The organism is Amycolatopsis sp. NPDC041971, assembly GCF_055588925.1.
In genome coordinates, this window is sequence record NZ_JBVJCE010000002.1 from 495970 (window position 1) to 518949 (window position 22980).

Sequence of the window (22980 nt, forward strand, 5' to 3'; positions counted from 1 at the left end):
CGATAGCCCCCTCCCCCCCCCTCCCCCCCCCCCCTCCCCCCACCCCCCCCCCCCCACCCCCCCCCCCTCCCCCCCCCCCCCCCCCCCCACGGCCGGGACCTTTCGAAACATGAAGGACCGCTTAACGTCGGTGTAGATCTTTTCACTTGTCCTGACGAGTCGCCCGAGGCAGCTTGGAGAGGTATCGAGCGGCCCGGCGAAAGGAACCAAGTGAGCATCGGCGCGCCGGGAACCCTGGTCCGGATGGGCGTCCTCGCCCTGTTGTGGGGATCGGGGTTCCTGTGGATCAAACTCGCGCTGACCGGGCTTCCGCCCGTTCAGGTCACCGTCATCCGCTGCGCCCTCGGCGCGGCCGTCCTTCTCGTGCTGAGCCGCTGGGCCGGTCAACGCCTCCCGCGTGGCCGCCGGATCTGGAGCAGGCTCCTCGTCGCCGCCTTCTTCTGCAACGCCTTGCCGTTCGCGTTGTTCAGCATCGGTGAACTGACCGTCGACTCCGGTGTCGCGGGGGTGATGAACGCGACGACCCCGTTGTGGTCGTTGCTGATCGGGATCGGGATCGGCACCGAACGCCGGATCACCGTGCCCCGGGTGGGCGGGCTGGTCCTCGGTTTCACCGGCATCCTGCTGATCTTCGCGCCCTGGCAGAAAAGCGGCCTGCTCGGCTGGGGGACACTGGCCCTGCTCGGCGCCGGCCTCAGCTACGCCATCGCTTTCGCTTACATGGGACGGAAACTTGTCGGCGAAGGCGACCCGATCGCGATCTCCGCCGCGCAACTGCTGACCGCCACCGGGTTGAGCGCGCTCGCGCTGCCGTTCGACGCCGCACCGGCCGGGCCGCTGAACCTGACCGCGTTGATCGCCGTCGTCGTCCTCGGGATCTTCGGCACCGGTGTCACCTTCTACCTCAACTACCGGCTCATCGCCGACGAAGGCGCGACGTCCGCGGCGACCGTCGGCTACCTGCTGCCGGTCGTCTCGGTGGCGCTGGGCGCGATCGTGCTCGGCGAGGACCTCGGCCCGCGTGTGCTCGCCGGGATGGCGGTGGTGCTGCTCGGAGTCGCCCTGACGCGTTACGTGAGGTCTTCGGCGAGCAAATCCATCAGCAGCCCGTCATGCCAGCCGTCGCCGTCGGTGTCGCGTTCGTAGCCGCGCATCACCCCCACCTCGCGGAAGCCGACGGCCTTGTAGCAGCGGATGGCGGCGTCGTTGTCCACGGCGGGATCGATCACCAGCCGGTGGTGCCCTCGATCGTGCAGGAGGTGGCGAGCCATCGTGCGGACGGTGTCCGTGCCCAGCCCGCGGCCGTGCGCGGCCGGATCGAGGAAGAGGTCGACCGACGCGTGCCGGTACATCGGGTCCTCCTCCTCGCCGTACTGGACGAAACCGCGGACGACGCCTTCCTCCAGGACGGTGAAGCGGGCCGTCGTGGGGTCGTCGAACGGCCAGGTGGGGGAGTCGTCGACCGAACCCCAGCGGGCCCCGACCTCGGCCGTGCCGCGGATTCGCCGCAAATCGGCGACGTGGGCCTCGGTGACCGGGGTCAGCGTCACGATCTCCCCGCGCAACTCGGTGGTCAGTTCCCGCTCCGTCCGCTCGTACGAATGGCGCCAGTCTAGGGAGAAAACGGCGGTGGCGCCGCCGGACAGCACGGAGTGAGGGTGTCTTCCCGGCCGGGATCAGGTATCAACGAAAGGGAAGGTGGAGGTGGGTCATGGGGAACCCGATCGAGGGACTTCGTCCGGTGGAAGAACTGGCCGACGGCGGGCCGACGGCGGTGCGGGCCGCCGTGCTGCGCAAGGCGTCCGAAGCGGTCGTCAGGAACGCCCGCGACGCGACGGATTGCCGGATGCTGCTGGAGATGCTGGGGCTGCATTCCGAGCCGCCGGCCCGAGCCGGCGATCAAGCTGCTTGAGTCTGCGGGCTCGTGAGTGGTGGGACGGCCGAGGCCAGGCACCCAAGCGGGACCACACTGCTCAACGGCGCGGCAGCACGCAGAATTCGTTGTCCTCCGGGTCGGCCATGACCACCCAGGGGTCCGCTTCGGGGTCCTCGACGATCCTGGCACCGAGTGACACAAGCCTCGCGACCTCTTCGCGTTGCTCGAGTTCGGTGGGGGTGAGGTCGAGGTGCAGCCGGTTTTTGCCCGACTTCCCCTCGGGGACCGGCTGGAAGAGCAGGCTCGGCACATCCGGGCTTTTCAACTCGACATAGGTCACGCCGTGACCGTCCGTCCACCGTTCGGTTTCGGGATAGCCGAGTGCTTCCTTCCAGAACGCGGCCAGTGCTTCGGCCTCACGGCAGTCGACGGCGACGGCGAGTATCCGGGTTCGCATGCACCCACGGTGGCACGGAACGGCGAGGTTTGCCGGATGCGCGGACGGGCATCCGGCGGACGACAGATCCACTCGCCGAAAGGGAGCACCATGAAGGCCGTCACCTGGCACGGGAAACGCGATGTCCGGGTGGACACCGTCCCGGATCCGAAGCTGATCGAACCGACCGACGCGATCGTGCGCATCACCTCGACCGGTATCTGCGGCTCTGACCTGCACCTTTACGAGGTTCTCGGTGCTTTCATCGACGAGGGCGACATTCTGGGGCACGAGCCGATGGGCGTCGTCGAAGAGGTCGGCTCCGGGGTGACGAACCTGAAGCCCGGCGACCGGGTCGTGGTGCCCTTCAACATCTCCTGCGGCCACTGCTTCATGTGCGACCGCGGCCTGCAATCGCAGTGCGAGACCACGCAGGTCACCGACCGGGGCAAGGGCGCGGCGCTGCTCGGCTACACCAAACTCTACGGCCAGGTCCCCGGCGGCCAGGCCGAGTACCTGCGGGTGCCGCAGGCCCATTACGGCCCGATCAAGGTGCCGGACGGCCCGCCGGACGAGCGTTTCGTATACCTCTCCGACGTGGTGCCCACGGCTTGGCAGGCCGTCGACTACGCGAATATCCCCGAAGGCGGCACGGTCGTGGTCTTCGGGCTGGGTCCGATCGGCCAGTTCTGCTGCCGGATCGCGAAACACCGCGGCGCGGGCAAGGTGATCGGCATCGATCTGGTGCCCGAACGGCTCGCGAAGGCCGCCGCGGCCGGCGTCGTCACCTACGACACGCGCGAGCATAAACACCTCGGCGACCTCATCCGCGAGGCCACCGGCGGGCGGGGAGCGGACTCGGTGATCGACGCCGTCGGGATGGAGGCGCACGGTGCCCCGGTCGGGCGGCTGGCGCAGAATCTCGTCGGTCTCCTGCCCGATCCGATCGGCGCGAAGATCACCGAGAAGGCCGCGATCGACCGGCTCAGCGTGGTGTACGCGGCCATCGACTGTGTCCGGCGCGGCGGCACGATCTCGTTGAGCGGCGTCTACGGCGGCATGGTCGATCCGCTGCCCATGATGGATCTCTTCGACAAGCAGATCACCTTGCGGATGGGACAGGCCAACGTCCGGCGCTGGATCGACGACATCATGCCGCTGATCACCGACTCCGCCGACCCGCTCGGTGTCGAGGGCTTCGCGACGCACAAGCTGCCGCTGGCCCAGGCGCCGCACGCTTACGAGATCTTTCAGAAGAAGCAGGAGGGCGCGGTCAAGATCCTCCTCGAACCGTCGGTCGTTTGAGGTGTCGGCTCGCGGATGGCGGGTATCCGGTCTGCGGAGTCCGACGAAAGGAGCGAAGGGATGACCACGGCACGAGACATCATGACCGCGGGCCCGACCTGTGTGGCCGCGTCCGACACCGTGCTCGACGCGGCGAAGAAGATGGCCGCCGAGTCGGTCGGTGCGCTGCCGATCTGCGGCGAGGACGGCAAGCTCAAGGGCATGCTGACCGACCGCGACATCGTGGTGAAGGTCCTGGCCGAAGGCAAGGACCCGAGGGCACTGCACGCCTCGGAACTCGCTCAGGGCGAGGCGGTGACGATCGGCGCGGACGACGACGCCGAGGAGATCATGCGCACCATGGCGAACCATAGGGTCCGGCGCCTGCCGGTGATCGACGGCCACAAGCTAGTCGGCATCGTGGCACAGGCCGACGTGGCGAGGGCGCTGCCCAACCCGGACAGCGGCGAATTGGTGGAAGCGCTGTCCTACGACTGACGCGCCATACTCCTCCGGTGGCATTTTTCGACATCGAAGGTTATGCACCCGTGTGGCTCTCCGGACTCGAGACGATCCGGAGAGCCCACGGGGATCGTTTGCGTGCGTTGGTGGGCGAACGACTTCGGCGCGTCCACCTCACTTGGTTCGTCGAGTACTCCGAGTGGCTTTCGGACGCGCCCCTCGTGGTGGACTTCGGCGCCGAACGGCTGGAGATCACGCACTGGAAGTTCGACGAGCTTTCCCTGACCTGGAACACGATCGACCCCTACGGCAGATCCGAATGGGACTGGGGCGATCCGGCGGAGCCCAGCCCGCTCCGGTGGCGTCAGGACGTTTACCCGGAACTGTCCGCTTTGGAGGGGCAGGTGCTCCAGGACGTGGAACTTCTGGAATGCGCGACGCGGGATATGGCGAACGGCATGGTGGCGCTCGGCTTCGTCTTCCCGCGCGGCCGGTTCACCGTCTTCAACGCGCTCGACGAGAACGGCCTCGAGTTCGTCGAGCCGGATTCCTCCTACCGGAGGCATTCCCTGACGGGCTGAAAACGGGATGCGGCGGTCTTCGATCTTGGCGATACTTCCCGGCATGTCCCGGATCAAGCTGGCCGAAGCGCTCGCCTCGCGCGCCGACGCGACAAAGAAGGTGGAGGCACTGCGCTCCCGGATCGTCGACAACGCGCGGCACCAAGAGGGCGAGGAACCGTCGGAAGACGCGTCCGCCCTGCTCGTCGAGGCCGAAACCGCACTGGACGAACTCGAATCGCTGATCCAGCGGATCAACCGGACCAACGCCGCGACCCCGCTCGGGGAAGGCACGATCACCGACGCGATCGCGCACCGCGACGTACTCCGGCTCCGGCACGGTGTCCTCACCGCGGCCGCCGACGCCGCGGCCGGTCGCAACCAGGGCGGCTACGGGCGCCAGCTCCGTTCGGAGCTCCGGTATCTCTCGACGCTTCCGGTCGCTGAACTGCGGGCCCGCGCGGACCGCGTCGCGGGGGAGATCCGGGTGGTCGACGTCGAGATCCAGCGCACCAACTGGGAGACCGATCTCCTGGACTGAAGACGTGGAAAGCAGGTAGCCCTCCGGGAAGCGGGCACAAGCCGAGGGCCGGCGGTATCCGGCCCACCTCCTGGCACGTGGCGGGCAGCGTGGGGTTCGACTCCCCGATCACAACTCCGCCCAGCACGACGCACAGGTGACGGCGCAAACGGCACAGTTCATCACCACGTGCCGGTCCCGGAAGGCGAGGGCGGGTACGGGGCCTTTCCACGGTTCGGCGGCGCGGGCCTGCATTCCCGGCAACGCAGTGGCGTTCCCGACACCTTGACCCCGTCGAAGCATGGGCGGAGCTGATCGACTCTGTGCCAAGGTGAAGAGCGGAACAACCCAAGAGCCCAGGTGGTGACCCCGGATGGCACTGAAGATCGGTTACAAGGCGTCGGCCGAGCAATTCGGCCCGCGCGACCTCGTCGAGTACTCCGTGCTCGCCGAGCAGGTCGGGCTGGACAGCGTGATGGTCAGCGACCATTTCCAGCCCTGGCGGCACCAGGGCGGGCACGCGCCGTTCTCGTTCGCGTGGATGGCGGCGGTCGGCGAGCGCACCGAGCGGGTCGTTCTCGGCACCAGTGTGCTGACGGCGACCTTTCGCTACAACCCCGCCGTGGTGGCACAGGCGTTCGGCACCCTCGGCAGCCTGTACCCGGGCCGGGTACTGCTCGGTGTCGGCAGCGGTGAGGCCCTCAACGAGGTCGCGGTCGCCCGCATCGAGTGGCCTGCGTTCAAGGAGCGGTTCGCGCGGCTGCGCGAGGCGATCGAGCTGATGCGCAAACTGTGGACGGAAGAGCGCGTCACATTCGAGGGCGAGTATTTCCAGACCACCGACGCCACCGTCTATGACCGTCCCGAGGGTGGCGTGCCGATCTATATCGCGGCCGGTGGCCCGGTGATGGCGAAGTACGTCGGCAAGCAGGGTGACGGGTTCATCTGCACCAGCGGCAAGGGAATGGATCTCTACACCGAGAAGCTGCTGCCCGCGGTGGCGGAAGGCGCGGAACAGGTCGGCCGCAGCACTGGCGACATCGACAAGATGATCGAGATCAAGCTGTCCTACGACCCGGATCCGGCACAGGCGCTGGAGAACACCCGGTTCTGGGCGCCGCTGTCACTGACGCCGGAGCAGAAGGCGGGCATCGAGGACCCGGCCGAAATGGAGAAGGCCGCGGACGCGTTGCCGATCGAGCAGGTCGCCCGCCGCTGGATCGTCACCTCCGACCCGGCCGACGCCGTCGAGCAGATCAAGCCGTACGTCGAGGCCGGCTTCAACCACCTCGTCTTTCACGGCCCCGGCCACGATCAGGAGCGGTTCCTGCGCTCGTTCTCCGAGCAGGTCGTCCCGGGTCTCCGCGAACTCGGCTGACCCGGCGCGGGAGGCGGCACCGCGCGGACGGTGCCGTCACCCGGCTCCCGGGTGACGAGACCTCGTTGGCCGTCCCCATCCCGGGGATCGAACACCGGACCCAATCGACGCGAATGCCGGTTCGGCCTGGAACGTCGTGCGTGGGAATCCTCCTGAAAGGACGACGCCGTGATCGCGGACGGCATGCCGACGTTCAGGACTCGGTGACGAGTTTGCCGATTTCCTGCTCGAAGTCGAACCATTCCGGCTCGGAGCCGGCGGGCACGACGTCGTAGGTGCGGTCGAGGAACTCGGCCAGTTCCTGTGCCGGCGCTTCGAGGACGGCGCAGCCGTCGGGCGCGCTGAGGGCGAATATCACGATCGAGGTGTCGTCGGCCGGGCTGATGATCACGTCGCCCTCGCCCGATGGGGTGAGGAGTCCGTCCGCGAGCAGGTCACGGCCGAACATCCAGCGGACCGTCCCGCCGCCCGAGTGGTAGGCCACCACGACGGCGTAGGGGTCTTCGGGGTCGTACTCGAGATCGGCCTTGACGGGAAGCGGGTCCGCACCGAAAGTGCGCAGGCCGAAGACGACCGTCGCCCGGATGAGGTCAATTTCCTTGTCCAACGCTTCAGCCCCTTACGTTCGGTTGCTGTTGATCTTCAACTATTGATAACGCAATGTGAAGCCTTTTCGTGACCCTAGTCGACAAGGTTCACACGTTCGGCTGAGAGCTGCGTCTCAGGTGCTCACGGACGGTCTCCGCCGGGCACGTGGGGTGAGCAGGTCGGAAATGCGATCATTCGTGCAAAAGAAAGAGATTCCGCACGTGCATATTCCGGTGAATGAAAATAGCCAACCATTCGGCGGAGTGCGTCGGTATTCCCTGTGGTTAACATCATTATGCGTCGCTCGCGTATTCCAGGAGATCGGCGTGGCTCCGTCCTGGACCTTGACGAGCTCGATCGTTGTGGATCAGGAGGTGAGCGATAATGGGCGTACGAATCACCGTCGCCATTCCGGTGTGCGGGCCAGGAGCGTCGCCGTGATCGAGCGGCTGCCACTGCGCGTCGGGCGGTCCGACATCGACCGGCTGGAGGGCGTCATCGCCGCGCTCCGTGCGCGCGACTACCGGGAAGGCGGCGGGTCCTGCCGGGAGCTGCTGCGCGTGCTCGAACCCTACGGCGCGGCGCTGCGGCGGGGAATGATCTCCGATCAGCTGGCCAGGCGGCTGGCGGGCGTGGTCGCGGATCTGCATAATTTGAGGGGCTGGACCGAATTCGACTCCGGCCGCCCTGTCCGGGCGGAGCGGCACTTCCGCCGCGCGCTCGAGCTCGCGGCGGAGGCCGGCAACGACGACCTCGCCGCCAACATCCGTTACCGGCTCGGCCGGATGTATCTGCATCACCGCACTCCGGCGGAGGCGCTCGAGCAGTTCGAGCAGGGGCAGGTCGCGGCGCGGCGGGCGGGAAGGCCGCTGTCGCAGGCGATCCTGTCGGCGAACGAGGCGTGGGCTTACGCGCTGCTCGGTGACGTCCGCGCGGCGCTGGACAAGATTTCCCTTGCCCCGGAACAGTTCGCGGATTCCGTGGAGGACGCCGCCCCGTCGTGGTCCGCCTTCTTCACGGCCAATGACCTCGCCGCGATGATCGGCACGGTGCGCACCGAACTCGCCAGGCTCGTCGATGTCCGGCACAGCCGGGAGGCCATCCCCGCGCTCACCGAGGCCATCGAGGGCTACGGTCCGGACATGGTGCGCAGCCGGTCGCTGACGATGATCTGGCTCGCGGTCGACCACGCGCTGGAAGGCGACCTCGACCGTGCGGCGGAGGTCGGCCTCGCCGCGATGGAGATCGCGGACGGAATCCGTTCCGCCCGGACGCGAGACCGTTTGCGGCCGCTGTCGGAAAGCGTGCGCAGGCGGGTGGGTGATATCAATGCGCGAGATCTTCTTGACCGGATCGCAACATTTCGGGCCAGCGCCTGATCGCCGGAGAATAGGTGGAGGAATGACGGGATCAATTCCGCCGGGCGTAGGCTCGCGGGCATGAAAAGGACTTCGTTCGCGCAGTGGCCGTGTTCGATCGCGCGCACCATGGACCTGCTCGGCGACTGGTGGACGCCGCTGGTCCTGCGGGAAGCGTTCTACGGGATCCGCCGGTTCGACGAGTTCCAGCAGGAGCTCGGTATCGCGAGGAACACCCTTGCCGACCGGCTGCGCCGCCTGGTCGGGGAGGGGCTGCTGGAAAAGCGCGCCTACCAGGCCGACCCGGTCCGTTACGACTACGTGCTGACCGAGAAGGGCGCGGATTTCTACGGTGTGCTCGCGGCGATGTCGCGCTGGGGCGACCGCTGGCTCGCGGAGGAGGCCGGGCCGCCGATCGTCCTCCATCACGAGACCTGCGGGCGCGATACGCACGCCGAGGTCGTCTGCGCGCACTGCGCCGGGCCGCTCACCGCCGAGAACACGCGGGCGCGGCTCGGGCCGGGGTATCCGCCGAAGCTCGCGAACCGGCCCGACGTGGTGCGCCGCTTCGCCGCGCAGGAAGGTTTGACAACGTAAGTCCATCTACGCAACTATCGAGGTCACGAGCACGAGAGGTGACCACGATGGAGTGGACGGGCGCCAAGTACACCGACAAACCGACGGTCGAGGTCGAGGCCTGGGTCGACGCCGATCCGGAGCGGGTCTGGTCGATCGTCTCCGACGTGCGGCTGATGCCGGAGATGAGCCACGAAGTCCGATCGGTCGAATGGTGCGACGGCGCGGTCGGCGGAGCCGCGGTCGGCAGGCGGTTCGTCGGCCACAGCAGGCACGACTCGTTCGGCGAATGGGAGACGACCTCGTACGTCGTCGAATGCGAGGTACCGCGTGTCTTCACCTGGGCGGTGCAGGATCCCGAAACGCCGACCGCGGTGTGGCGCTTCACGCTGGAGCCCGAGAACGGCGGCACCAAACTCCGGCAGTGGATGCAGATGGGGCCGGGGCGGTCGGGTCTCTCGCTGGCCATCGACCAGATGCCGGACAAAGAGCAGAAGATCGTCTTCGTCCGGCTGCGCGAGTTCGAGAACGCGATGACCGGGACCCTCGCCGCGATCAAGGAGCGGGCAGAGGCCGGTGGCGCCTGATGCGCACGGCGACCACGGTCGAGGCCTCGCGCGGCGGGCGGGAAACGCTGGAGTTCGTGCTGGAGGCGGAAAAGCTCGGCCTCGACGACTGCTGGGTCGCCGAGGCGTGGGGTTCGGACGCGCCGTCCGTGCTCGGCTATCTCGCCGCGCGGACCGAGCGGATCCGGCTGGGCTCGGGGATCATCCAGCTCGGCACCCGGACCCCGGTGGCGATCGCGCAAGCCGCGCTGACGCTCTCGGACCTGTCCGATGGCCGGTTCGCCCTCGGGCTCGGCGCTTCGGGGCCGCAGGTGATCGAGGGTCTCCACGGTGTTTCGTTCGCCCGGCCGCTGACGCGGATGCGGGAAACGGTCGCGATCATCCGCCAAGCCTTCGCGGGGGAGAAGATCTCGTTCTCCGGCAAGGAGTTCGAAATCCCGCTGCCGGGGGAGAGCAGGCCGATGCGGCTGTCGACGGCACCGAATCCGGACATCCCGATTTACTTGGCCACGCTTTCGCCCAAGCTGCTGGAACTGACCGGGGAGATCGCGGACGGCTGGCTGGGGACCAGTTTCGTCCCGGAGGGGGCGCGGGCCTACTTCTCGCATCTCGACGCCGGACTCACGAAAGGGGGCCGGACGCGGTCGGACCTCGAAGTCTGTCAAGGTGCCGAGGTCGCCTTCGCCGCGGACGAGGACGAGTTGCGCGGAATGGTCGCGGGCCGCAAGGCCGAACTCGCGTTCAGTCTCGGCGGGATGGGTTCGGCGAAGACGAATTTCTACAACAACGCCTACAGCAGGCAAGGCTGGGCCGAGGTCGCCGCCGCGGTGCGGGAGCGCTGGCAGTCGGGCGACCGGGAAGGCGCCGCCGCGCTGGTGACCGACGAGATGGTGCTCAGCACGACGCTCATCGGTACCGAACCGATGGTGGCACGGCGGCTGCGCGTCTGGCGTGACGCCGGGGTCGACACGGTCCGGCTGTACCCGGCGGGGGAGACGGTCGCCGATCGGCTCGCCACCCTCGGCCGCGCGCTGGACCTGGTCCGCGTGCTCCTGGCCCGCTGAAGCTCTTGTGAGGGGTGATGGGCTGCTTGCCCGAGGGGACGCAGCCGAATCCCGCCGTGATGGTCTCCGACTCGGCGGCGAACTCGGCCGTGCGGATCTCCAGTGTGTCGATATCCGGCTCGGCGAGCGCGGAGTGGTGGGCGGCGAGGAGCCGTCCGGCGGCGGTCCCGGGCTGCCCGGCCACACGGGCACCTCGTCGGCGGGGAGGACGGCCCCCGCCGCCACGCGCGCGGCCCTCTCGTGGGACGACGAGCACCAGGCTCGCGCGCATCCGCGCCGAAAGCACCGGCAGCCACTCTTTGGCCGGCTCCCGGATTTCGGGCTGCCAGAACCGCCCGAGCCGGAACACCCGTGAACCGATCCGGTAGCCGCGGCCCGACCGCTCGACAGCGCCGAGGTCGGCAAACTGGTCGAGGAGCCGGTGCACGGTGGTCTTCGGAAGCCCGGTGGCCGCGCGAGCTGGGTCAGCCCGGCCCGCCCGCCGTGCTCGTCGAGTGCTTCGAGCACGGCGCGTCCGCCGATGGTTTCCCGCATCGCCGCCCTTTCCCGAAAACAGGCCACACCGGAGAAGTAAAGTGTTCCCACGGCGGGGCGGGATACGGGCTTCCGGGCAGCCGATGGGGCGGGGTTCCGCTGAGCGGCCCGGCAGGCGACGTGACCGACACCGCCCCCGGAAACCACCCTGCCGGGTCCTGCCTCCCGGCGCGTTCCTGGCATGCTGGCAAGGTTCGCGCGAACACCACAGCTCCAGGGGGACGTCGATAATGGAGGAGATCCGCCGCCTCGCCGACCGGTTCGATCTCATCGAGCCCGTCGGCGGTGGCTCCATGGGCACCGTGTGGCGGGCGCGCGACGACAACCTGGAACGCATTGTCGCGATCAAGGAACTGCTTCTACCGCACGGCGCCGGTGAGCAGAAGGCCGACGAGGCCAAGAACCGCGCGCTGCGCGAGGCCAGGATCGCCGCGCGGCTGGTGCATCCGCACGCCATCACCGTCTTCGGTGTGATCGACGAGCAGGACCGCCCGTGGATCATCATGGAGTACCTGCCCTCGACCAGTCTCGCGGACAAACTGCGCGACGGGCCGCTGGAGGTCGACGACGTCATCCGCCTCGGCATCCAGCTCTGCTCGGCGCTGGCGGCCGCGCACCGCGCGGGCATCGTCCACCGCGACATCAAGCCCGGCAACGTCCTGCTCGCCGAGGACGACACCGTCAAGATCACCGACTTCGGGATCTCGCGGGCGATGGGTGACGTCCAGCTCACCGCGACCGGCGAGATCTCCGGTACGCCTGCGTTCCTGGCGCCCGAGGTGGCCCGGGGCGAGGACGCCACGTCGGCTTCCGACGTGTTCTCGCTCGGCGCGACGCTGTACACCGCGCTCGAAGGCGGGACGCCCTATGGCACGGCGGAAAACCCGATCGCGTTGCTGTACCGCGCGTCGAGCGGCGAGATCACCCCGCCGGTCAGGTCGGGGATCCTGACGCCGCTGCTGAACCGGCTCCTCGACGTCCGGCCGGACAGCAGGCCGACGATGGCCGAGACCGAACGGGAACTGCGGGCGCTGGCGGCCGGGGAGCCGACGACGCTCGTCGCCGAGGAGCCGCCGCCGAAGGCACGCAAGGGAATGCTGATCGGCGTGCTCGCCGTGTTCCTCGTGCTCGCGGCGGCGGCCGCCGCGGCCGTGGTCGTGGTGCTCACCCGCGGTGAGGACACCCCGTCGGGCACGGCGCCGCCGCAGGGTTCTCAGTCGCAGGCCGTCACCCCGACGGCGTCGGAGCCGGCCGCGCCGCCACCTTCGCCGTCCTCGGTGCCGTCCTCGACGCCGCCCCCGTCCTCGTCGTCCTCGGTGGCGCCGCCTCCGGCGCAGACGCCGGGACAGGCACTCGCGGCCTACTACACGCTCATCCCGGGAAACCTCCAGGCCGGGTTCGCGACGCTGACCGACAACTTCAAGCGCGCCAAGAGCCAGAGCTTCGAGCGGTATTCGAACTTCTGGAAGGACTACCGCGCGGTGACCGTTTCGAACGTGACCGAATCCGGGAACACGGTGACGGCGACGCTCACCTACGTCAAGGCATCGGGAGGGACCACGACGGAGCGGGCCACCTTCGTCATGGTGCAGCAGGACGGCCGCTACCTCATCGATTCCCAGCGCTGAGGCCGAGTTTTCCGGCGAGGCGCCGCAACCACGCTTCGACCTCGTCGGGGGAGCGGTCCGGGAGGCCGAAGATCGTCTCGGTGACCCCGGCCGCTTCCAGCGCGGCCAGGTTCTCCGGATCGGGACGGACGCCGAGTGCCGAGATCTCCGGTTCGCCGGCGCGGCCCGCTTCGTGCCAGATCTCGCGCAGCCGTCGTGCCTTGTCCTCGATGTCCGTGTCGCCGGGGGTGGTGAGCCAGCCGTCGGCCGACTTCGCGATCCAGCGGAACGTCTTCTCCGTCCCGCCCGCGCCCACGATCACCGGGATATGAGCTTGAGCCGGTTTCGGCCACGCCCAGCTCGCGCCGAACGAAACGAACTCGCCCGTGTACGAGGCTTCGTCCTGTGCCCAGAGCGCGCGCATCGCTTCCACGTACTCACGCAGGACCGTCCGCCGCTTGCCGCCCGGGACGCCGTGATCGGCCAGTTCGTCGACGTTCCAGCCGAAGCCGACGCCGAGGGTGACCCGCCCGCCCGAGAGGTGATCGAGACTGGCGATCGTCTTCGCCAGCGTGATCGGATCGCTTTCGACCGGGAGGGCCACCGCCGTGGCGAGCCGGATCCGGGTGGTCACCGAGGCCGCCGTGGCCAGCGCGACCCACGGGTCCAGTGTGCGCAGGTAGCGGTCGTCGGGTAGCGACGAGTCGCCGGTGCGCGGATGCGGCGCTTCCCGTTTGACCGGGATGTGCGTGTGTTCGGGTACGTGGAAGGCGTCGAAGCCCGCGGCTTCCGCCGCCCGTGCGGCGGCCGCCGGGGTGGTGCCCCGGTCACTGGTGAACAGCACTATCCCGTGTCTCACAGCCGATCACGCTATTAGAACGTGTTTCAGTTCGCAACCGTCGCGTGCAGCGTGACCGGCAGGGCGTTCAGCCGCCAGGTGCCCGGGTCCGGGATCCGCAGCAGCCCGTCGGCGAGCGCGAGATCGGGGAACCGGCGCAGCAGTGCGGTGAGCGCGACCTCCGTTTGTGTCCTGGCCAGCGAAGCGCCGAGGCAGAAGTGTGGCCCGTGGGCGAACGCCAGATGCCATGCCGGCCCCGCCGCGCGGCGGATGTCGAAGACGTCCGGCTCGGGGAACGCCCGCGGGTCCCGGTTCGCCGCGGCGAGGGCGACGGTAACAGGTTCTCCCTCGGGGATCAGGGCGTCGCCGATCCGGACGTCCGTGGTGGTGAACCGGGGGATCGTCAGCAACTGCGGGCTCTGCCAGCGCATCACTTCCTCGACGGCGCCGGGCATGAGTGCCGGGTCCTCGCGGAGCTCGGCCAGCTGATCGGGATGGGAGAGCAGGATCTCGACGGCGTTGGCGATGAGGTTGCCGGGCACCTGACCACCGAGGACGAGCTGCCAGACCAGGGCGACCAGTTCCGTTTCGCTGAGCCTGTCGCCATCTTCGGCCTGGATCTGAAGCAGTTGCGAGACGACGTCCTCGGCGGGTTCGCGCTTCCGGTCCTCGATGGCGGCGAGGGCGCCTTCGACGATCCCTGGGACCGCCTTCGCGAGCCCGGCACCGTCGCCCGCCGAGATCAGTGCGCTGTACTCGCGCCACCGCGGACGGTCGGCGGCTGGGATGCCGACCAGCGCGCAGATCACGTCGACCGGCAGCGGGCGCGCGAAGGCGGTGACCAGGTCGATCTCGGTTCGGCCGTCGAGGTCGTCGAGGAGGTCGTTCACGAGCCGCTCGATTCCCGGGCGGAGCGCGGTGGCCTTGCGTGGGGTGAATGCCGGGGCCACCAGCCGCCGGAGCCGGAGGTGCTCGGGGCCTTCGACCTCCTGCATCGTCCGCATGTAGGGGCGGCAGTGGTCGGGTATGTCCATTCGCTGGTAGCTGTTCGGACTCAGGGCGAAACGGGGGTCGCTCAGCATCTTCCGCGCCTCTTCGTGGCGCAGGACCGCCCACATCGCGAACCCCGGGGCGACCAGTTTGGCGACCGGGGAGCGCTCGCGGATCGGTCCGTAAGCGGTGAACGGGTCGCGCAGGACCGCAGGGTCGGTCAGGAGGATCTCGGGTACGTCGGACAAGGCGGGTCTCCCAGTTCGAATGTTGACACCATCGGAATGGTAACGGTATCTCGATTCGAGGCCGCAGGCAATCTGGCTGGTGACAGGAGGCCGATGCCCCGGATGAGCGGGGCGGTGATCGCGGCGCTGTACTTCGCCGTCCTGGCCGGGCCACATCGTCGCCACGGTGGACGGACGCGGGACGAAGTAGTGGCTAGACGATGTCCGTGTGCCGGATCCGGTACACCTGCAGGCGAAGCCCGTAGTACTTTTCGGTTTCCCCGACCCAGACCATCCCGAGCCGTTTCGCGGTCGCGATGGCACGGGTGTTGTTCGGCCGCGCGACGGCGAAGAGTTCGTCCGTGTCCTGGGTGAACGCCCAGCCGATCAGGGCACGGGCCGCCTCGGAGGCGTACCCCTCGCCCCAGGCGTCCGGATGCAGCTGCCAGCTGATCTCCAGGTCCTCTTCGTACGGCGGCAGCAAGTGGATGCCCAGCCCGCCGACGACCACACCGTCCTCCTTGCGCCGCACCGCCCATCTTCCCCGCGGGGGCACGAGATTGGGCTGCGCCTGTTGCCAGGCCTGCAGAACCGAACGCATGGCCGCGGCGTCGGTCACGCGGTCCATCGCCGGGGTGAGCCACCGGGTCACGTCGGTGGTGCCGTAGATCGCCAGCGCGGCTTCGGCGTCGTCCTCGGACCACTCGCGGACGACGAGCCTTTCGGTGGTCAAGTCCATAACGGGACGTTACGCGCACGAATGGGTTCTTGGGGTCTCCGGATCATGACAAGTCGGCAACCCGCGTACCTGGCCTCAGGTGCGCACTGGTCGGACGACACGGCGAGATCCCGAGTCGCTTTCTTGACCGATCGGTCCAGATGTGGTTAAGCTTCCCTCGTGTCCCGGGTGAAGGAATTCGACGTCGACGCGGCCTGCGACGCCGCGCTGGAACTGTTCTGGCGGCAGGGGTATGAGGCCACCTCGGTCAACGACCTCGTCGCCGAACTCGGTATCGGCAAGGCGAGTCTGTACGCGACGTTCGGCACCAAGCACGATCTGTACCTGACCGCTTTGAATCGCTACATCGCCAGGGGCAACGAGCGGTTCGTCGAGGACTTCGCCGGGCCGGGGCCGGCGCTCGCCGGGGTGCGGCGGCTCATTGACCGCTATCTCGCCGAAATACTCGGCGAATCGGGACGCAAAGGCTGTTTCGTGGTGAACGCAGCCATGGAGATGATGCCGAGGGATCCCGAGGTCGCGCGGGTGGTCGAGCGCAGCTGGGACGCGCTTGAGCTGGCCTTGCGGATGGCGTTGAGCCGGGCGAAAGCGCAAGGCGAGCTCGACGCCGCCGCCGACCCTGAAGCGCTGGCCGGCTTCCTGCTCACGGTCCTGCAAGGGATGCGGGTGCTGAGCAAGGGACCGGATCCCGCGGCACGTGCCCGTGTCACGGCGAGGCAGGCCATCGCGGTTCTCGAAGCCGCTCGCAAACCTTGATACTAGAACGATCAGACCAGAAAGTTGGCTACGGTGTCCACTATGGAAAAGCGGTTCAGCGGCAAGGTCGTCCTGGTCACCGGAGGAGGTTCCGGGATCGGCCGCGCCACGGCGACTGCCTTCGCGCGTGAAGGAGCTCAAGTCGTCGTGTCGGGCCGGGACGGCGAGAAACTACGTCAGACGGTGAAGGAGATCGAGGCTGACGGCGGAACGGCCGATGCCGTGACCGCGGACGTGAGTGTCGGCGCAGACGTCGAACGGCTCGTCACCGAAACCGTGCGGCGACACGGCAAACTCGACATCGCCTTCAACAACGCCGGTGTCCTCGGCCGTCCCGCGCCGACGGCGGATCTCGACGAGGACGGCTTCGACGCCGTCGTGCGGACGAACCTCACGGGCACTTGGCTGTCCATGAAGCACGAGATCGCCCAGATGCGGGCGAGCGGCGGGGGAGTCATCGTCAACATGTCGTCCAACATCGGCTCGCACCACCGCTTGCCGGGAATGGCGGCCTACGCCGCGTCGAAGGCCGCCGTGGACGTGCTGACCCGCACCGCCGCCCGCGATCACATCGCCGAGGGCATCCGGATCAACGCGGTCAGCCCCGGCGCCACCGACACCGGCATGTCGTTCCGGCCCGGGGAGACCGAGGCCGACCGCGCCGAACGGCTCGGCGCGGTCATCCCGCTCGGCCGGATCGGCGCGGTCGAAGAGATCGCCGCTGCGGTCCTCTGGCTGGCCTCCGACGAGTCCGCGTACGTCGTGGGACACGACATCGTCCTGGACGGCGGCGCCAGCGCCTGAGGGTCAGCGGCGCGAAGGCAGCAGTTCCTGCAGCTTCGTCTTGATCCCCTGCGTCACCATGTGCCAGGCGTCGGGCTCGCCCTTGAGGACCGCCTCGGTCATCGACTTCATCTGCTCGAGGGTGGCGTGCGGCGGGATCGGCGGCACTTCGGGATCACAGCGGACGTCGAGCACGGTCGGTACGTCGGCCGACAGCGCGACGTCCCAAGCTTCGCCGAGCCGGGCGGGATCGTCGACGGCGATCCCGCCGAGGCCGATCTCGAGGGCGAAGTCCGAATAGGACACTTCCGGCAGGCTCTGCGACGGCTCGAACTTCGGCGAGCCTCCCATGGCGCGCAGTTCCCACGTGACCTGGTTCAGGTCACCGTTGTGGAACACGCAGATGACGCATCGCTGATCGACCCACAGTTCGCGGTAGCGGGCGATGGTCAGCAGTTCCGCCATCCCGTTCATCTGCATCGCGCCGTCGCCGACCAACGCGATCACCGGCCGGTCGGGATGGGCGAACTTCGCGCCGATCGCGTAGGGGACTCCGGACCCCATCGTCGCGAGGGTCCCGGAAAGCGTGCCCCGCATCCGGCCGCGCATCCGGAGATTCCTGGCGTACCAGTTGGTGGCGGAACCGGAGTCGGCGGTGACGATGGCGTCTTCGGGGATCCGCTCGGACAGTTCGTGCACGATCCGCATCGGGTTGACCGGTTCCGCGTCCAGCATCGCCTGGCGCGTCACCGTCTCGTGCCAGCCATCGACGTTCTTCTCGATCTTTTCCCGCCAGTCACGATCGGTTTTGCGCTGCAGCAACGGAATCAGCTGCTGTAGTGTGCCCTTCGCGTCGCCAAGCAGGTTGACCTCGGTCGGATAGCGCATGCCGAGGAACCGGGCGTCGATGTCGATCTGGACGGCGCGGGCCTGGCCGAATTCCGGCAGGAACTGCGCGTACGGCATATTCGAGCCGACGATCAGCAACGTGTCGCAGTCCCGCATCATCTCATACGTCGGCCGCGTGCCGAGCAGACCGATCGAGCCGGTGACGTACGGCAGATCGTCGGGAAGGACATCCTTGCCCAGTAACGCTTTCGCCACTCCGGCGCCGGTGAGTTCGGCGACCTCGCGCAACTCGGTGACGGCGTTGCGCGCGCCCTGCCCGATCAGGATCGCGACCTTCTCGCCCGCGTTCAGCACCTCCGCGGCGCGGGCGACCTCTTCCGAAGGCGGGATGACGCTGGCCCGCGGGTGATCGGGCGGGGAGGACGGTACCTGCTTGAACTCGTGCCGCGGCGGGTGGTAGGTCTCCTCCTGCAGGTCCGCCGGGATGATCAGCGCCGTGGGCGCGCGCTGCGCGATGGCCGTGCGGAAGGCGCGGTCGAGCGCGTTCGGCAGCTGTTCGGGGACGTTCACCTCGACGAGGTACTCACTCGCGACATCCTTGAACAGTGCCTGGAGATCCACTTCCTGCTGATAACTGCCGCCCATCGCGCTGCGCGCCGTCTGCCCGACGATCGCCACCACCGGCACGTGGTCGAGTTTGGCGTCGTAAAGACCGTTGAGCAGGTGGATCGCCCCCGGGCCGGACGTCGCCATGCAGACACCGGGCCGTCCGCTGAATTTCGCGTACCCGACGGCCGCGAACGCCGCCATCTCCTCGTGACGCGTCTGGACGAAGCGAGGTTTGTTCCCCGCCGCGCCGAACGCGCTCACCAGCCCGTTGATCCCGTCCCCGGGATAGGCGAAGACCTGCTCCACGTCCCATTCGCGCAGCCTGGCCAGGATATGGTCCGCAACGGTTTCGCTCATGATCGCCGGATACCGCCGTCCTTTGGCGGTTAAACGTCCTCGAGGATCTTGGTGACCCCCGCGACCACGTCCGGATGCCCGAGGGGCAGCGGCGGCGGTACCCGGTTGTACGGCTCGCCGGTGCTGTGCGGGAGGACGTCCACCGCGGTCCCGGCGGATCGCACTCGATCGGCCAGTTCGGAGGACCCGTCCGGCACCGGATCGACCAGCAGGACGTGGGATGCGACTCCCGGATGTCGTTCGGCCAGCCGGAGCGCGTCTCCCGCCGCTTCGCCGGCGGCCACGACATCGATCGGAGGGCCGCCGGGTTCCGCGTCATCGAGCACGTCTTCGGCCTGGCTGAGGGCACCGTCGACCGGCAGCCGGCACCAGATCACCTGACGCCGGGCCGTGAGCGGCCGCCAGGTCGCCGGGAGTTCACCGTGCTTGCCCTCGCCCGCGGGGTCGAGGACGAGGAGCTTCGCCTCGTCGTCGCCGTCGGTGACGACCGAGGGGCCTTCGGCGCGGACGGGATCGGTTTCGGCGGTCATGGTCGTCTCTCCTCTAGCAGTTCGTGCGGGGGAGTTCGGGGGAATCGGTGTCCAGCGGCACCGATCCCGATCGGACAAGTCCTAATTGGACTGTCTGCCGCTTCGTCACCGCTTCGAACGCCCAGTCGGTGGCGGTGCGCAGCCGGTTGCCCGGCATGGCCAGCAGATGATAGCCGCGGGTGACCGCCTTGGCGGCGAAGCCGGAAAGCGGGATGTGCAACGGATTCGCCGCGGCCTGGCGGGCACCGAGATCGACGACGAAACCGAGATCATGGTGCCGGTAGGTGCCGTGCGAACCGTGTCCGAGCGACGCGGCCACGTTCCGCCCGGCGAGCTTGCCCTGCCGTTCGGCGTGCTGGGCCGTCATCGGCGTGTATTCGCCGGGCCTGGTCAGGTCGGGGACGGCGGCCGCGTCTCCGCACGCGTAGACGTCACGTCGTCCGGGGACGTTCAGCTGCGCTGTCACGACGAGCCTGCCCTTGGCCGTCTTCAGCCCCAGGTCCTCGATCAGCGGATCGGGCCGGACGCCGACGCACCATACGAGGGTGTGCGTGGGCACCGATTCACCGGAGGTCAGCGTGACCCCCTTTTCGCCGGCGTTGTCGATCGAGGTCTTCATCAGCACCTCGACGCCGCGCCCCCGCAGCACCTCGTCGGCGGTGTCGCCGAGCCGCCGGTCGAGTTCCGGCAGGACACGTTCGGCCAGATCCAGCAGCAGCCAGCGGATCCTCTGATCCTTCAGCTCAGGGTGCCGGGCGGCGAGCGCGGCGGTGAACGCCGGGCCCTGCGCGGCTACCTCCGTGCCGGTGTAGCCGGCGCCGACCACGACGAACGTGCAGCGCGCGTCGCGTTCTGCCGGATCCGTCGCGGACGCGGCGAGTTCTACCTGGCGGGTGACGTGATCCCGCAGGTAGAGCGCCTCCGGCAGACCGCGGAAGCCGTGGGCGTACTCGGGCACTCCCGGGATCGGCAGCAGTTTGTTGACGCTGCCCGCGGCGAGTACGAGTCGGTCGTACCCGAGGGAGTGTTCGCGGTTCTCGGGATCGACATAACTCACACTGCGGGCGTCGAAGTCGACGGCATTCACGGTGCCGAGCACCAGCCGCACACCGCGCAAGGTGCCGGGGATGGACACCGAAATCCGCCGCGGCTCGAGGATCCCGGCGGCGACTTCGGGCAGGAGGGGGAGATAGAGGAAATAGTCGGTCGGGTTCACCACGACGATCTCCGTGTCATCGCCGACCGATTTGAGGAGGGTTTTGGCCGCGTTGTAGCCGGCGAACCCGCCTCCGATGACCACCACGCGCACGGTCAGTCCTCCGTGGGCCAGTCGCCGGTCGCCTTGCGATAGCCGATCGCGCCCGCCCGTTCGGTGGCCGCCTTGACCGCGCCGAAGATCGCGCCCTGCGCGGCGGCCGCGACGATGACCTGTGTCCAGGTGAAGTCGCGGTCCATGGCGTCCGGCGCGTCTTCGTCGCCGCTCACGCGTTTCCAGATCTGCTTGAACGCGATACCGGCGAGCACCCCGCCCGCGGCGCTGACGGCCATGTTCAACGGCTTGTAGAAAACCTTGTTCACTAGGAAGACCTCTTTCGCATGATCAGCCGGATCGCCACGAGCAGTGCGAGAACACCGGCGAGGATCGGCAGGGGATTCGCGCGGACGACTTCGGTGCCCTGGCGGAACTTCTCCGCCGCGGGCTCGGAGACCTTCTCGGAGATCTTGGCGCTCGCCTCGTCGACCTTGGCGTCGAGGTTGTCGTTCACCCTCGTCTTGACGTCCAGTTTCCGCCCGAGCGCGTCGAGCGTCTCGGTGAGCTCCTCGCGGGTCACGTCCCGATCCGCGCGGGCTTGTTCCGCGTTCTTGGGGAAATCGTTCATGAGCGTACTCCTTGCTTGACCGTGTCGACATCCTTGCGGACACCCGCGATGGCCTCTTCCGGCACCGGCGGGGACCCGCTCGTGACCTCCTTCTTGCCGACGAGGGCGGAGAGACCGCCGATCAGGAGCAGCGCCGCGCCGGTCACCACGGCCGCCAGCCAAGCGGGCATGACCATGGCGAGTGCCAGCACCACCGCGGCGATCAGGGTCGCGAGGCCGAAGAGCGCGAAGATGCCCGCGACACCGAACAATCCTGCGCCGAGGCCTATCTTCTTCCCTTTTTTCTGCAACTCGAACACGGCCAGCCGCATTTCGTCGCGGACCAGGTGTTTGACCTCGTCACCGAGGTCGGAAACCAGTTCGCCGACCGACTTGTCCTCGGACGGCTTCCGGTGGGTTTCTTCGATCATGGAGCACCTCCTCGGAGCGTTCTGCCAGCCGGGTACCCGGCGGCCCCGCCGGTCAATCACCGCGTGTTTCGCCCCGCTGAGCGTCGGGTAGCCACGGGATGCCGGCTCGAAAAGACGAACCGACAGGAGGATGTATGAGCACGATCACCGAAATGGTGGACGTCGAAGTCCCGGTGAAGACCGCGTACAACCAGTGGACCCAGTTCGAGAGCTTCCCGCAGTTCATGGAAGGTGTCGAGGAGGTCCGTCAGGTCGACGCGACGCATACCCACTGGGTGACCAAGTTCGGTGGGGTGAGCCGGGAATTCGACGCGACCATCACCGAACAGCATCCCGACGAGCGCGTCGCGTGGACCTCGGACTCCGGTCCCGATCACGCGGGCGTCATCACCTTCCACCGCCTTGACGACAACAAGACCCGTGTCACGGCGCAGATGGACATCGACCCGGAGGGCTTGGCCGAGAACGTCGCCGACAAACTCGGCGTGCTCGACCGCCGGGTCAAGGGCGACATGAAGCGGTTCAAGGAGTTCATCGAGAGCCGCGGCCGCGAGTCCGGCGCTTGGCGCGGTGACGTGGACCGCCCCGGCAGCTGACCACTATTCGGAACCTCCCCCTGGAAGACGGCGTTTTCCCGGGGGAGGTTCCGGGTATCTCATGGGGTGAGGTCCACTACGAAGGGAGCGTTCCGGCATGACTACCAACGCATACGTGGCCTTCCTCGTCATCGGGGTGGCGCTGGTCATGCTCGACGGTCTGATCATCTACCAGAGCGGTAAGCGCTACCTGCGAGGTTCCCACGGCGACCCGGCCGCGGGCGCTTCCATGACGTGGCTCGTCACGGTGTTGTTCCATCTCGCGACGCTGGGCGTCTTGGCGCTGCTGTCGACCGTCGACATCGGGGGCAGCGACCTTCCGGGTGTGGTGGGCAGGCTGGGTGTTCTGCTGCTGGTCTTGGCCGTCGCGCACGCCATCACACTCAGCGTGCTTTCGCGGATCCGTGGTGAGCAGGAGGCCGAAGCGGTCATCAACCGGCCGAGGCGCGTCGAGCCCGAGCAGCAGGGCACGACGGTGACGCCGGTGCCCGGCCAGGACGGTCGTTACCCGACGGCGAGCCCGTCCATCGATCAGCGCGCGCCGTACACGACGCCGTAAGAAGTCGAGTGCCTAGGACGAACGGGTGATGCGCACTGGCGGCACAAG

At 68.2% G+C, this 22980-nt stretch carries 28 protein-coding genes and 1 pseudogene; 16 read left to right on the forward strand and 13 right to left on the reverse strand.

Annotated elements, in window-relative coordinates:
* Window positions 1-210 precede the first annotated feature (210 nt).
* Window positions 211-1146 (forward strand): DMT family transporter, encoded by a 936-nt coding sequence (locus ACZ6DT_RS07360; RefSeq protein WP_465590052.1) that lies wholly within the window; start codon window positions 211-213, stop codon window positions 1144-1146.
* On the opposite strand, the gene ACZ6DT_RS07365 is transcribed toward ACZ6DT_RS07360, so the two are convergent.
* Window positions 1071-1577, reverse strand: coding sequence for a GNAT family N-acetyltransferase (locus tag ACZ6DT_RS07365; protein WP_465590572.1), 507 nt, complete (start codon window positions 1575-1577; stop codon window positions 1071-1073). The genes ACZ6DT_RS07360 and ACZ6DT_RS07365 overlap by 76 nt on opposite strands.
* A gap of 134 nt (window positions 1578-1711) precedes the next feature.
* On the opposite strand from ACZ6DT_RS07365, the gene ACZ6DT_RS07370 reads away from it, so the two are divergent.
* Complete coding sequence (locus ACZ6DT_RS07370; RefSeq protein ID WP_465590055.1) at window positions 1712-1912, forward strand: hypothetical protein; 201 nt, start codon at window positions 1712-1714, stop codon at window positions 1910-1912.
* 61 nt (window positions 1913-1973) lie between these two features.
* Here ACZ6DT_RS07370 and ACZ6DT_RS07375 read toward each other — a convergent pair whose 3' ends face one another.
* Window positions 1974-2333 (reverse strand): VOC family protein, encoded by a 360-nt coding sequence (locus ACZ6DT_RS07375; RefSeq protein WP_465590058.1) that lies wholly within the window; start codon window positions 2331-2333, stop codon window positions 1974-1976.
* 90 nt (window positions 2334-2423) lie between these two features.
* On the opposite strand from ACZ6DT_RS07375, the gene ACZ6DT_RS07380 reads away from it, so the two are divergent.
* From ACZ6DT_RS07380 to fgd, 5 genes are all read left to right on the forward strand, one after another.
* Complete coding sequence (locus ACZ6DT_RS07380) at window positions 2424-3617, forward strand: zinc-dependent alcohol dehydrogenase (protein WP_465590061.1); 1194 nt, start codon at window positions 2424-2426, stop codon at window positions 3615-3617.
* Between the two features lie 60 nt (window positions 3618-3677).
* On the forward strand, window positions 3678-4094 hold the full coding sequence (locus ACZ6DT_RS07385; protein ID WP_465590063.1) for a CBS domain-containing protein: 417 nt from the start codon (window positions 3678-3680) through the stop codon (window positions 4092-4094).
* 110 nt (window positions 4095-4204) lie between these two features.
* The gene (locus ACZ6DT_RS07390; RefSeq protein WP_465590066.1) at window positions 4205-4639 is read left to right on the forward strand and encodes a hypothetical protein; all 435 of its coding nucleotides are present in this window, start codon (window positions 4205-4207) and stop codon (window positions 4637-4639) included.
* A 43-nt stretch (window positions 4640-4682) separates the two neighbouring features.
* Window positions 4683-5159 (forward strand): DIP1984 family protein, encoded by a 477-nt coding sequence (locus ACZ6DT_RS07395; RefSeq protein ID WP_465590069.1) that lies wholly within the window; start codon window positions 4683-4685, stop codon window positions 5157-5159.
* Window positions 5160-5511: 352 nt separating this feature from the next.
* Entirely contained in the window at window positions 5512-6516 is a 1005-nt protein-coding gene (gene fgd, locus ACZ6DT_RS07400; RefSeq protein ID WP_465590071.1) for a glucose-6-phosphate dehydrogenase (coenzyme-F420), read from the forward strand.
* Window positions 6517-6709: 193 nt separating this feature from the next.
* Here the strand turns inward: fgd and ACZ6DT_RS07405 are convergent, their stop codons facing one another.
* Window positions 6710-7123 carry an SsgA family sporulation/cell division regulator gene (locus ACZ6DT_RS07405; RefSeq protein ID WP_465590074.1) on the reverse strand — a complete coding sequence of 138 codons (414 nt, stop codon included), beginning with the start codon at window positions 7121-7123 and terminating at the stop codon, window positions 6710-6712.
* A gap of 436 nt (window positions 7124-7559) precedes the next feature.
* Here ACZ6DT_RS07405 and ACZ6DT_RS07410 point away from each other — a divergent pair, with 436 nt between their 5' ends.
* From ACZ6DT_RS07410 to ACZ6DT_RS07425, 4 genes are read left to right on the forward strand one after another with little or no spacing between them, the layout of a single operon-like run.
* Window positions 7560-8483 carry a tetratricopeptide repeat protein gene (locus tag ACZ6DT_RS07410; protein ID WP_465590575.1) on the forward strand — a complete coding sequence of 308 codons (924 nt, stop codon included), beginning with the start codon at window positions 7560-7562 and terminating at the stop codon, window positions 8481-8483.
* 60 nt (window positions 8484-8543) lie between these two features.
* Window positions 8544-9059 carry a winged helix-turn-helix transcriptional regulator gene (locus tag ACZ6DT_RS07415; protein WP_465590076.1) on the forward strand — a complete coding sequence of 172 codons (516 nt, stop codon included), beginning with the start codon at window positions 8544-8546 and terminating at the stop codon, window positions 9057-9059.
* A gap of 47 nt (window positions 9060-9106) precedes the next feature.
* Window positions 9107-9625 (forward strand): SRPBCC family protein, encoded by a 519-nt coding sequence (locus ACZ6DT_RS07420; RefSeq protein ID WP_465590079.1) that lies wholly within the window; start codon window positions 9107-9109, stop codon window positions 9623-9625.
* On the forward strand, window positions 9625-10668 hold the full coding sequence (locus ACZ6DT_RS07425) for an LLM class flavin-dependent oxidoreductase (RefSeq protein ID WP_465590082.1): 1044 nt from the start codon (window positions 9625-9627) through the stop codon (window positions 10666-10668). Before ACZ6DT_RS07420 ends, ACZ6DT_RS07425 begins: the two co-directional genes overlap by 1 nt.
* Window positions 10669-11080: 412 nt before the next feature.
* Here the strand turns inward: ACZ6DT_RS07425 and ACZ6DT_RS07430 are convergent.
* Window positions 11081-11539, reverse strand: a pseudogene (locus ACZ6DT_RS07430) (hypothetical protein); the annotation flags it as partial.
* On the opposite strand from ACZ6DT_RS07430, the gene ACZ6DT_RS07435 reads away from it, so the two are divergent.
* A complete protein-coding gene (locus ACZ6DT_RS07435) occupies window positions 11433-12830 on the forward strand; it encodes a serine/threonine-protein kinase (RefSeq protein WP_465590084.1) in 1398 nt (465 codons plus the stop codon). The pseudogene ACZ6DT_RS07430 and the gene ACZ6DT_RS07435 sit on opposite strands and share 107 nt — an antisense overlap.
* Here ACZ6DT_RS07435 and ACZ6DT_RS07440 read toward each other — a convergent pair.
* The 3 genes from ACZ6DT_RS07440 to ACZ6DT_RS07450 all read right to left on the reverse strand — a co-directional run bounded on the left by ACZ6DT_RS07440 (window position 12811) and on the right by ACZ6DT_RS07450 (window position 15603).
* Complete coding sequence (locus tag ACZ6DT_RS07440; protein ID WP_465590086.1) at window positions 12811-13668, reverse strand: LLM class F420-dependent oxidoreductase; 858 nt, start codon at window positions 13666-13668, stop codon at window positions 12811-12813. The two genes, ACZ6DT_RS07435 and ACZ6DT_RS07440, sit on opposite strands and share 20 nt — an antisense overlap.
* Window positions 13669-13694: 26 nt before the next feature.
* Window positions 13695-14885: a cytochrome P450 family protein gene (locus tag ACZ6DT_RS07445; protein ID WP_465590088.1), complete on the reverse strand. Its 1191-nt coding sequence runs from the start codon at window positions 14883-14885 to the stop codon at window positions 13695-13697.
* Window positions 14886-15078: 193 nt separating this feature from the next.
* On the reverse strand, window positions 15079-15603 hold the full coding sequence (locus ACZ6DT_RS07450; protein ID WP_465590091.1) for a GNAT family N-acetyltransferase: 525 nt from the start codon (window positions 15601-15603) through the stop codon (window positions 15079-15081).
* Between the two features lie 159 nt (window positions 15604-15762).
* On the opposite strand from ACZ6DT_RS07450, the gene ACZ6DT_RS07455 reads away from it, so the two are divergent.
* Both ACZ6DT_RS07455 and ACZ6DT_RS07460 read left to right on the forward strand, forming a co-directional pair.
* Window positions 15763-16359: a TetR/AcrR family transcriptional regulator gene (locus ACZ6DT_RS07455; RefSeq protein ID WP_465590093.1), complete on the forward strand. Its 597-nt coding sequence runs from the start codon at window positions 15763-15765 to the stop codon at window positions 16357-16359.
* A 42-nt stretch (window positions 16360-16401) separates the two neighbouring features.
* On the forward strand, window positions 16402-17163 hold the full coding sequence (locus ACZ6DT_RS07460) for an SDR family NAD(P)-dependent oxidoreductase (RefSeq protein ID WP_465590096.1): 762 nt from the start codon (window positions 16402-16404) through the stop codon (window positions 17161-17163).
* A 3-nt stretch (window positions 17164-17166) separates the two neighbouring features.
* Here ACZ6DT_RS07460 and ACZ6DT_RS07465 read toward each other — a convergent pair whose 3' ends face one another.
* From ACZ6DT_RS07465 to ACZ6DT_RS07490, 6 genes are read right to left on the reverse strand one after another with little or no spacing between them, the layout of a single operon-like run.
* Window positions 17167-18957 carry a thiamine pyrophosphate-requiring protein gene (locus ACZ6DT_RS07465; protein WP_465590099.1) on the reverse strand — a complete coding sequence of 597 codons (1791 nt, stop codon included), beginning with the start codon at window positions 18955-18957 and terminating at the stop codon, window positions 17167-17169.
* A gap of 29 nt (window positions 18958-18986) precedes the next feature.
* Complete coding sequence (locus tag ACZ6DT_RS07470; RefSeq protein WP_465590102.1) at window positions 18987-19487, reverse strand: hypothetical protein; 501 nt, start codon at window positions 19485-19487, stop codon at window positions 18987-18989.
* A gap of 13 nt (window positions 19488-19500) precedes the next feature.
* Window positions 19501-20796 (reverse strand): NAD(P)/FAD-dependent oxidoreductase, encoded by a 1296-nt coding sequence (locus ACZ6DT_RS07475; RefSeq protein ID WP_465590104.1) that lies wholly within the window; start codon window positions 20794-20796, stop codon window positions 19501-19503.
* 2 nt (window positions 20797-20798) lie between these two features.
* Window positions 20799-21065 (reverse strand): DUF4235 domain-containing protein, encoded by a 267-nt coding sequence (locus ACZ6DT_RS07480; protein WP_465590106.1) that lies wholly within the window; start codon window positions 21063-21065, stop codon window positions 20799-20801.
* The gene (locus ACZ6DT_RS07485; RefSeq protein ID WP_465590109.1) at window positions 21065-21367 is read right to left on the reverse strand and encodes a DUF3618 domain-containing protein; all 303 of its coding nucleotides are present in this window, start codon (window positions 21365-21367) and stop codon (window positions 21065-21067) included. Before ACZ6DT_RS07485 ends, ACZ6DT_RS07480 begins: the two co-directional genes overlap by 1 nt.
* Complete coding sequence (locus ACZ6DT_RS07490; RefSeq protein ID WP_465590112.1) at window positions 21364-21777, reverse strand: phage holin family protein; 414 nt, start codon at window positions 21775-21777, stop codon at window positions 21364-21366. The genes ACZ6DT_RS07485 and ACZ6DT_RS07490 overlap by 4 nt, the downstream gene beginning before the upstream one ends.
* 134 nt (window positions 21778-21911) lie before the next feature.
* Here ACZ6DT_RS07490 and ACZ6DT_RS07495 point away from each other — a divergent pair, with 134 nt between their 5' ends.
* Together ACZ6DT_RS07495 and ACZ6DT_RS07500 are read left to right on the forward strand one after the other, a co-directional pair.
* Entirely contained in the window at window positions 21912-22373 is a 462-nt protein-coding gene (locus ACZ6DT_RS07495; RefSeq protein WP_465590115.1) for an SRPBCC family protein, read from the forward strand.
* A 97-nt stretch (window positions 22374-22470) separates the two neighbouring features.
* Window positions 22471-22932, forward strand: a complete 462-nt coding sequence (locus tag ACZ6DT_RS07500) for a hypothetical protein (RefSeq protein ID WP_465590117.1) — start codon at window positions 22471-22473, stop codon at window positions 22930-22932.
* Window positions 22933-22980: the final 48 nt, after the last annotated feature.

Excerpts from the sequence above, each read along its gene's own strand:
- ACZ6DT_RS07470 (WP_465590102.1), bottom strand. The coding sequence starts at position 19,487 with ATGACCGCCGAAACCGATCCCGTCCGCGCCGAAGGCCCCTCGGTCGTC.
- ACZ6DT_RS07370 (WP_465590055.1), top strand. The coding sequence starts at position 1,712 with ATGGGGAACCCGATCGAGGGACTTCGTCCGGTGGAAGAACTGGCCGAC.
- ACZ6DT_RS07385 (WP_465590063.1), top strand. The coding sequence starts at position 3,678 with ATGACCACGGCACGAGACATCATGACCGCGGGCCCGACCTGTGTGGCC.
- ACZ6DT_RS07425 (WP_465590082.1), top strand. The coding sequence starts at position 9,625 with ATGCGCACGGCGACCACGGTCGAGGCCTCGCGCGGCGGGCGGGAAACG.
- ACZ6DT_RS07450 (WP_465590091.1), bottom strand. The coding sequence starts at position 15,603 with ATGGACTTGACCACCGAAAGGCTCGTCGTCCGCGAGTGGTCCGAGGAC.
- ACZ6DT_RS07395 (WP_465590069.1), top strand. The coding sequence starts at position 4,683 with ATGTCCCGGATCAAGCTGGCCGAAGCGCTCGCCTCGCGCGCCGACGCG.
- ACZ6DT_RS07380 (WP_465590061.1), top strand. The coding sequence starts at position 2,424 with ATGAAGGCCGTCACCTGGCACGGGAAACGCGATGTCCGGGTGGACACC.
- fgd (WP_465590071.1), top strand. The coding sequence starts at position 5,512 with ATGGCACTGAAGATCGGTTACAAGGCGTCGGCCGAGCAATTCGGCCCG.
- ACZ6DT_RS07490 (WP_465590112.1), bottom strand. The coding sequence starts at position 21,777 with ATGATCGAAGAAACCCACCGGAAGCCGTCCGAGGACAAGTCGGTCGGC.
- ACZ6DT_RS07460 (WP_465590096.1), top strand. The coding sequence starts at position 16,402 with ATGGAAAAGCGGTTCAGCGGCAAGGTCGTCCTGGTCACCGGAGGAGGT.
- ACZ6DT_RS07485 (WP_465590109.1), bottom strand. The coding sequence starts at position 21,367 with ATGAACGATTTCCCCAAGAACGCGGAACAAGCCCGCGCGGATCGGGAC.
- ACZ6DT_RS07495 (WP_465590115.1), top strand. The coding sequence starts at position 21,912 with ATGAGCACGATCACCGAAATGGTGGACGTCGAAGTCCCGGTGAAGACC.
- ACZ6DT_RS07435 (WP_465590084.1), top strand. The coding sequence starts at position 11,433 with ATGGAGGAGATCCGCCGCCTCGCCGACCGGTTCGATCTCATCGAGCCC.
- ACZ6DT_RS07465 (WP_465590099.1), bottom strand. The coding sequence starts at position 18,957 with ATGAGCGAAACCGTTGCGGACCATATCCTGGCCAGGCTGCGCGAATGG.
- ACZ6DT_RS07420 (WP_465590079.1), top strand. The coding sequence starts at position 9,107 with ATGGAGTGGACGGGCGCCAAGTACACCGACAAACCGACGGTCGAGGTC.
- ACZ6DT_RS07500 (WP_465590117.1), top strand. The coding sequence starts at position 22,471 with ATGACTACCAACGCATACGTGGCCTTCCTCGTCATCGGGGTGGCGCTG.
- ACZ6DT_RS07375 (WP_465590058.1), bottom strand. The coding sequence starts at position 2,333 with ATGCGAACCCGGATACTCGCCGTCGCCGTCGACTGCCGTGAGGCCGAA.
- ACZ6DT_RS07415 (WP_465590076.1), top strand. The coding sequence starts at position 8,544 with ATGAAAAGGACTTCGTTCGCGCAGTGGCCGTGTTCGATCGCGCGCACC.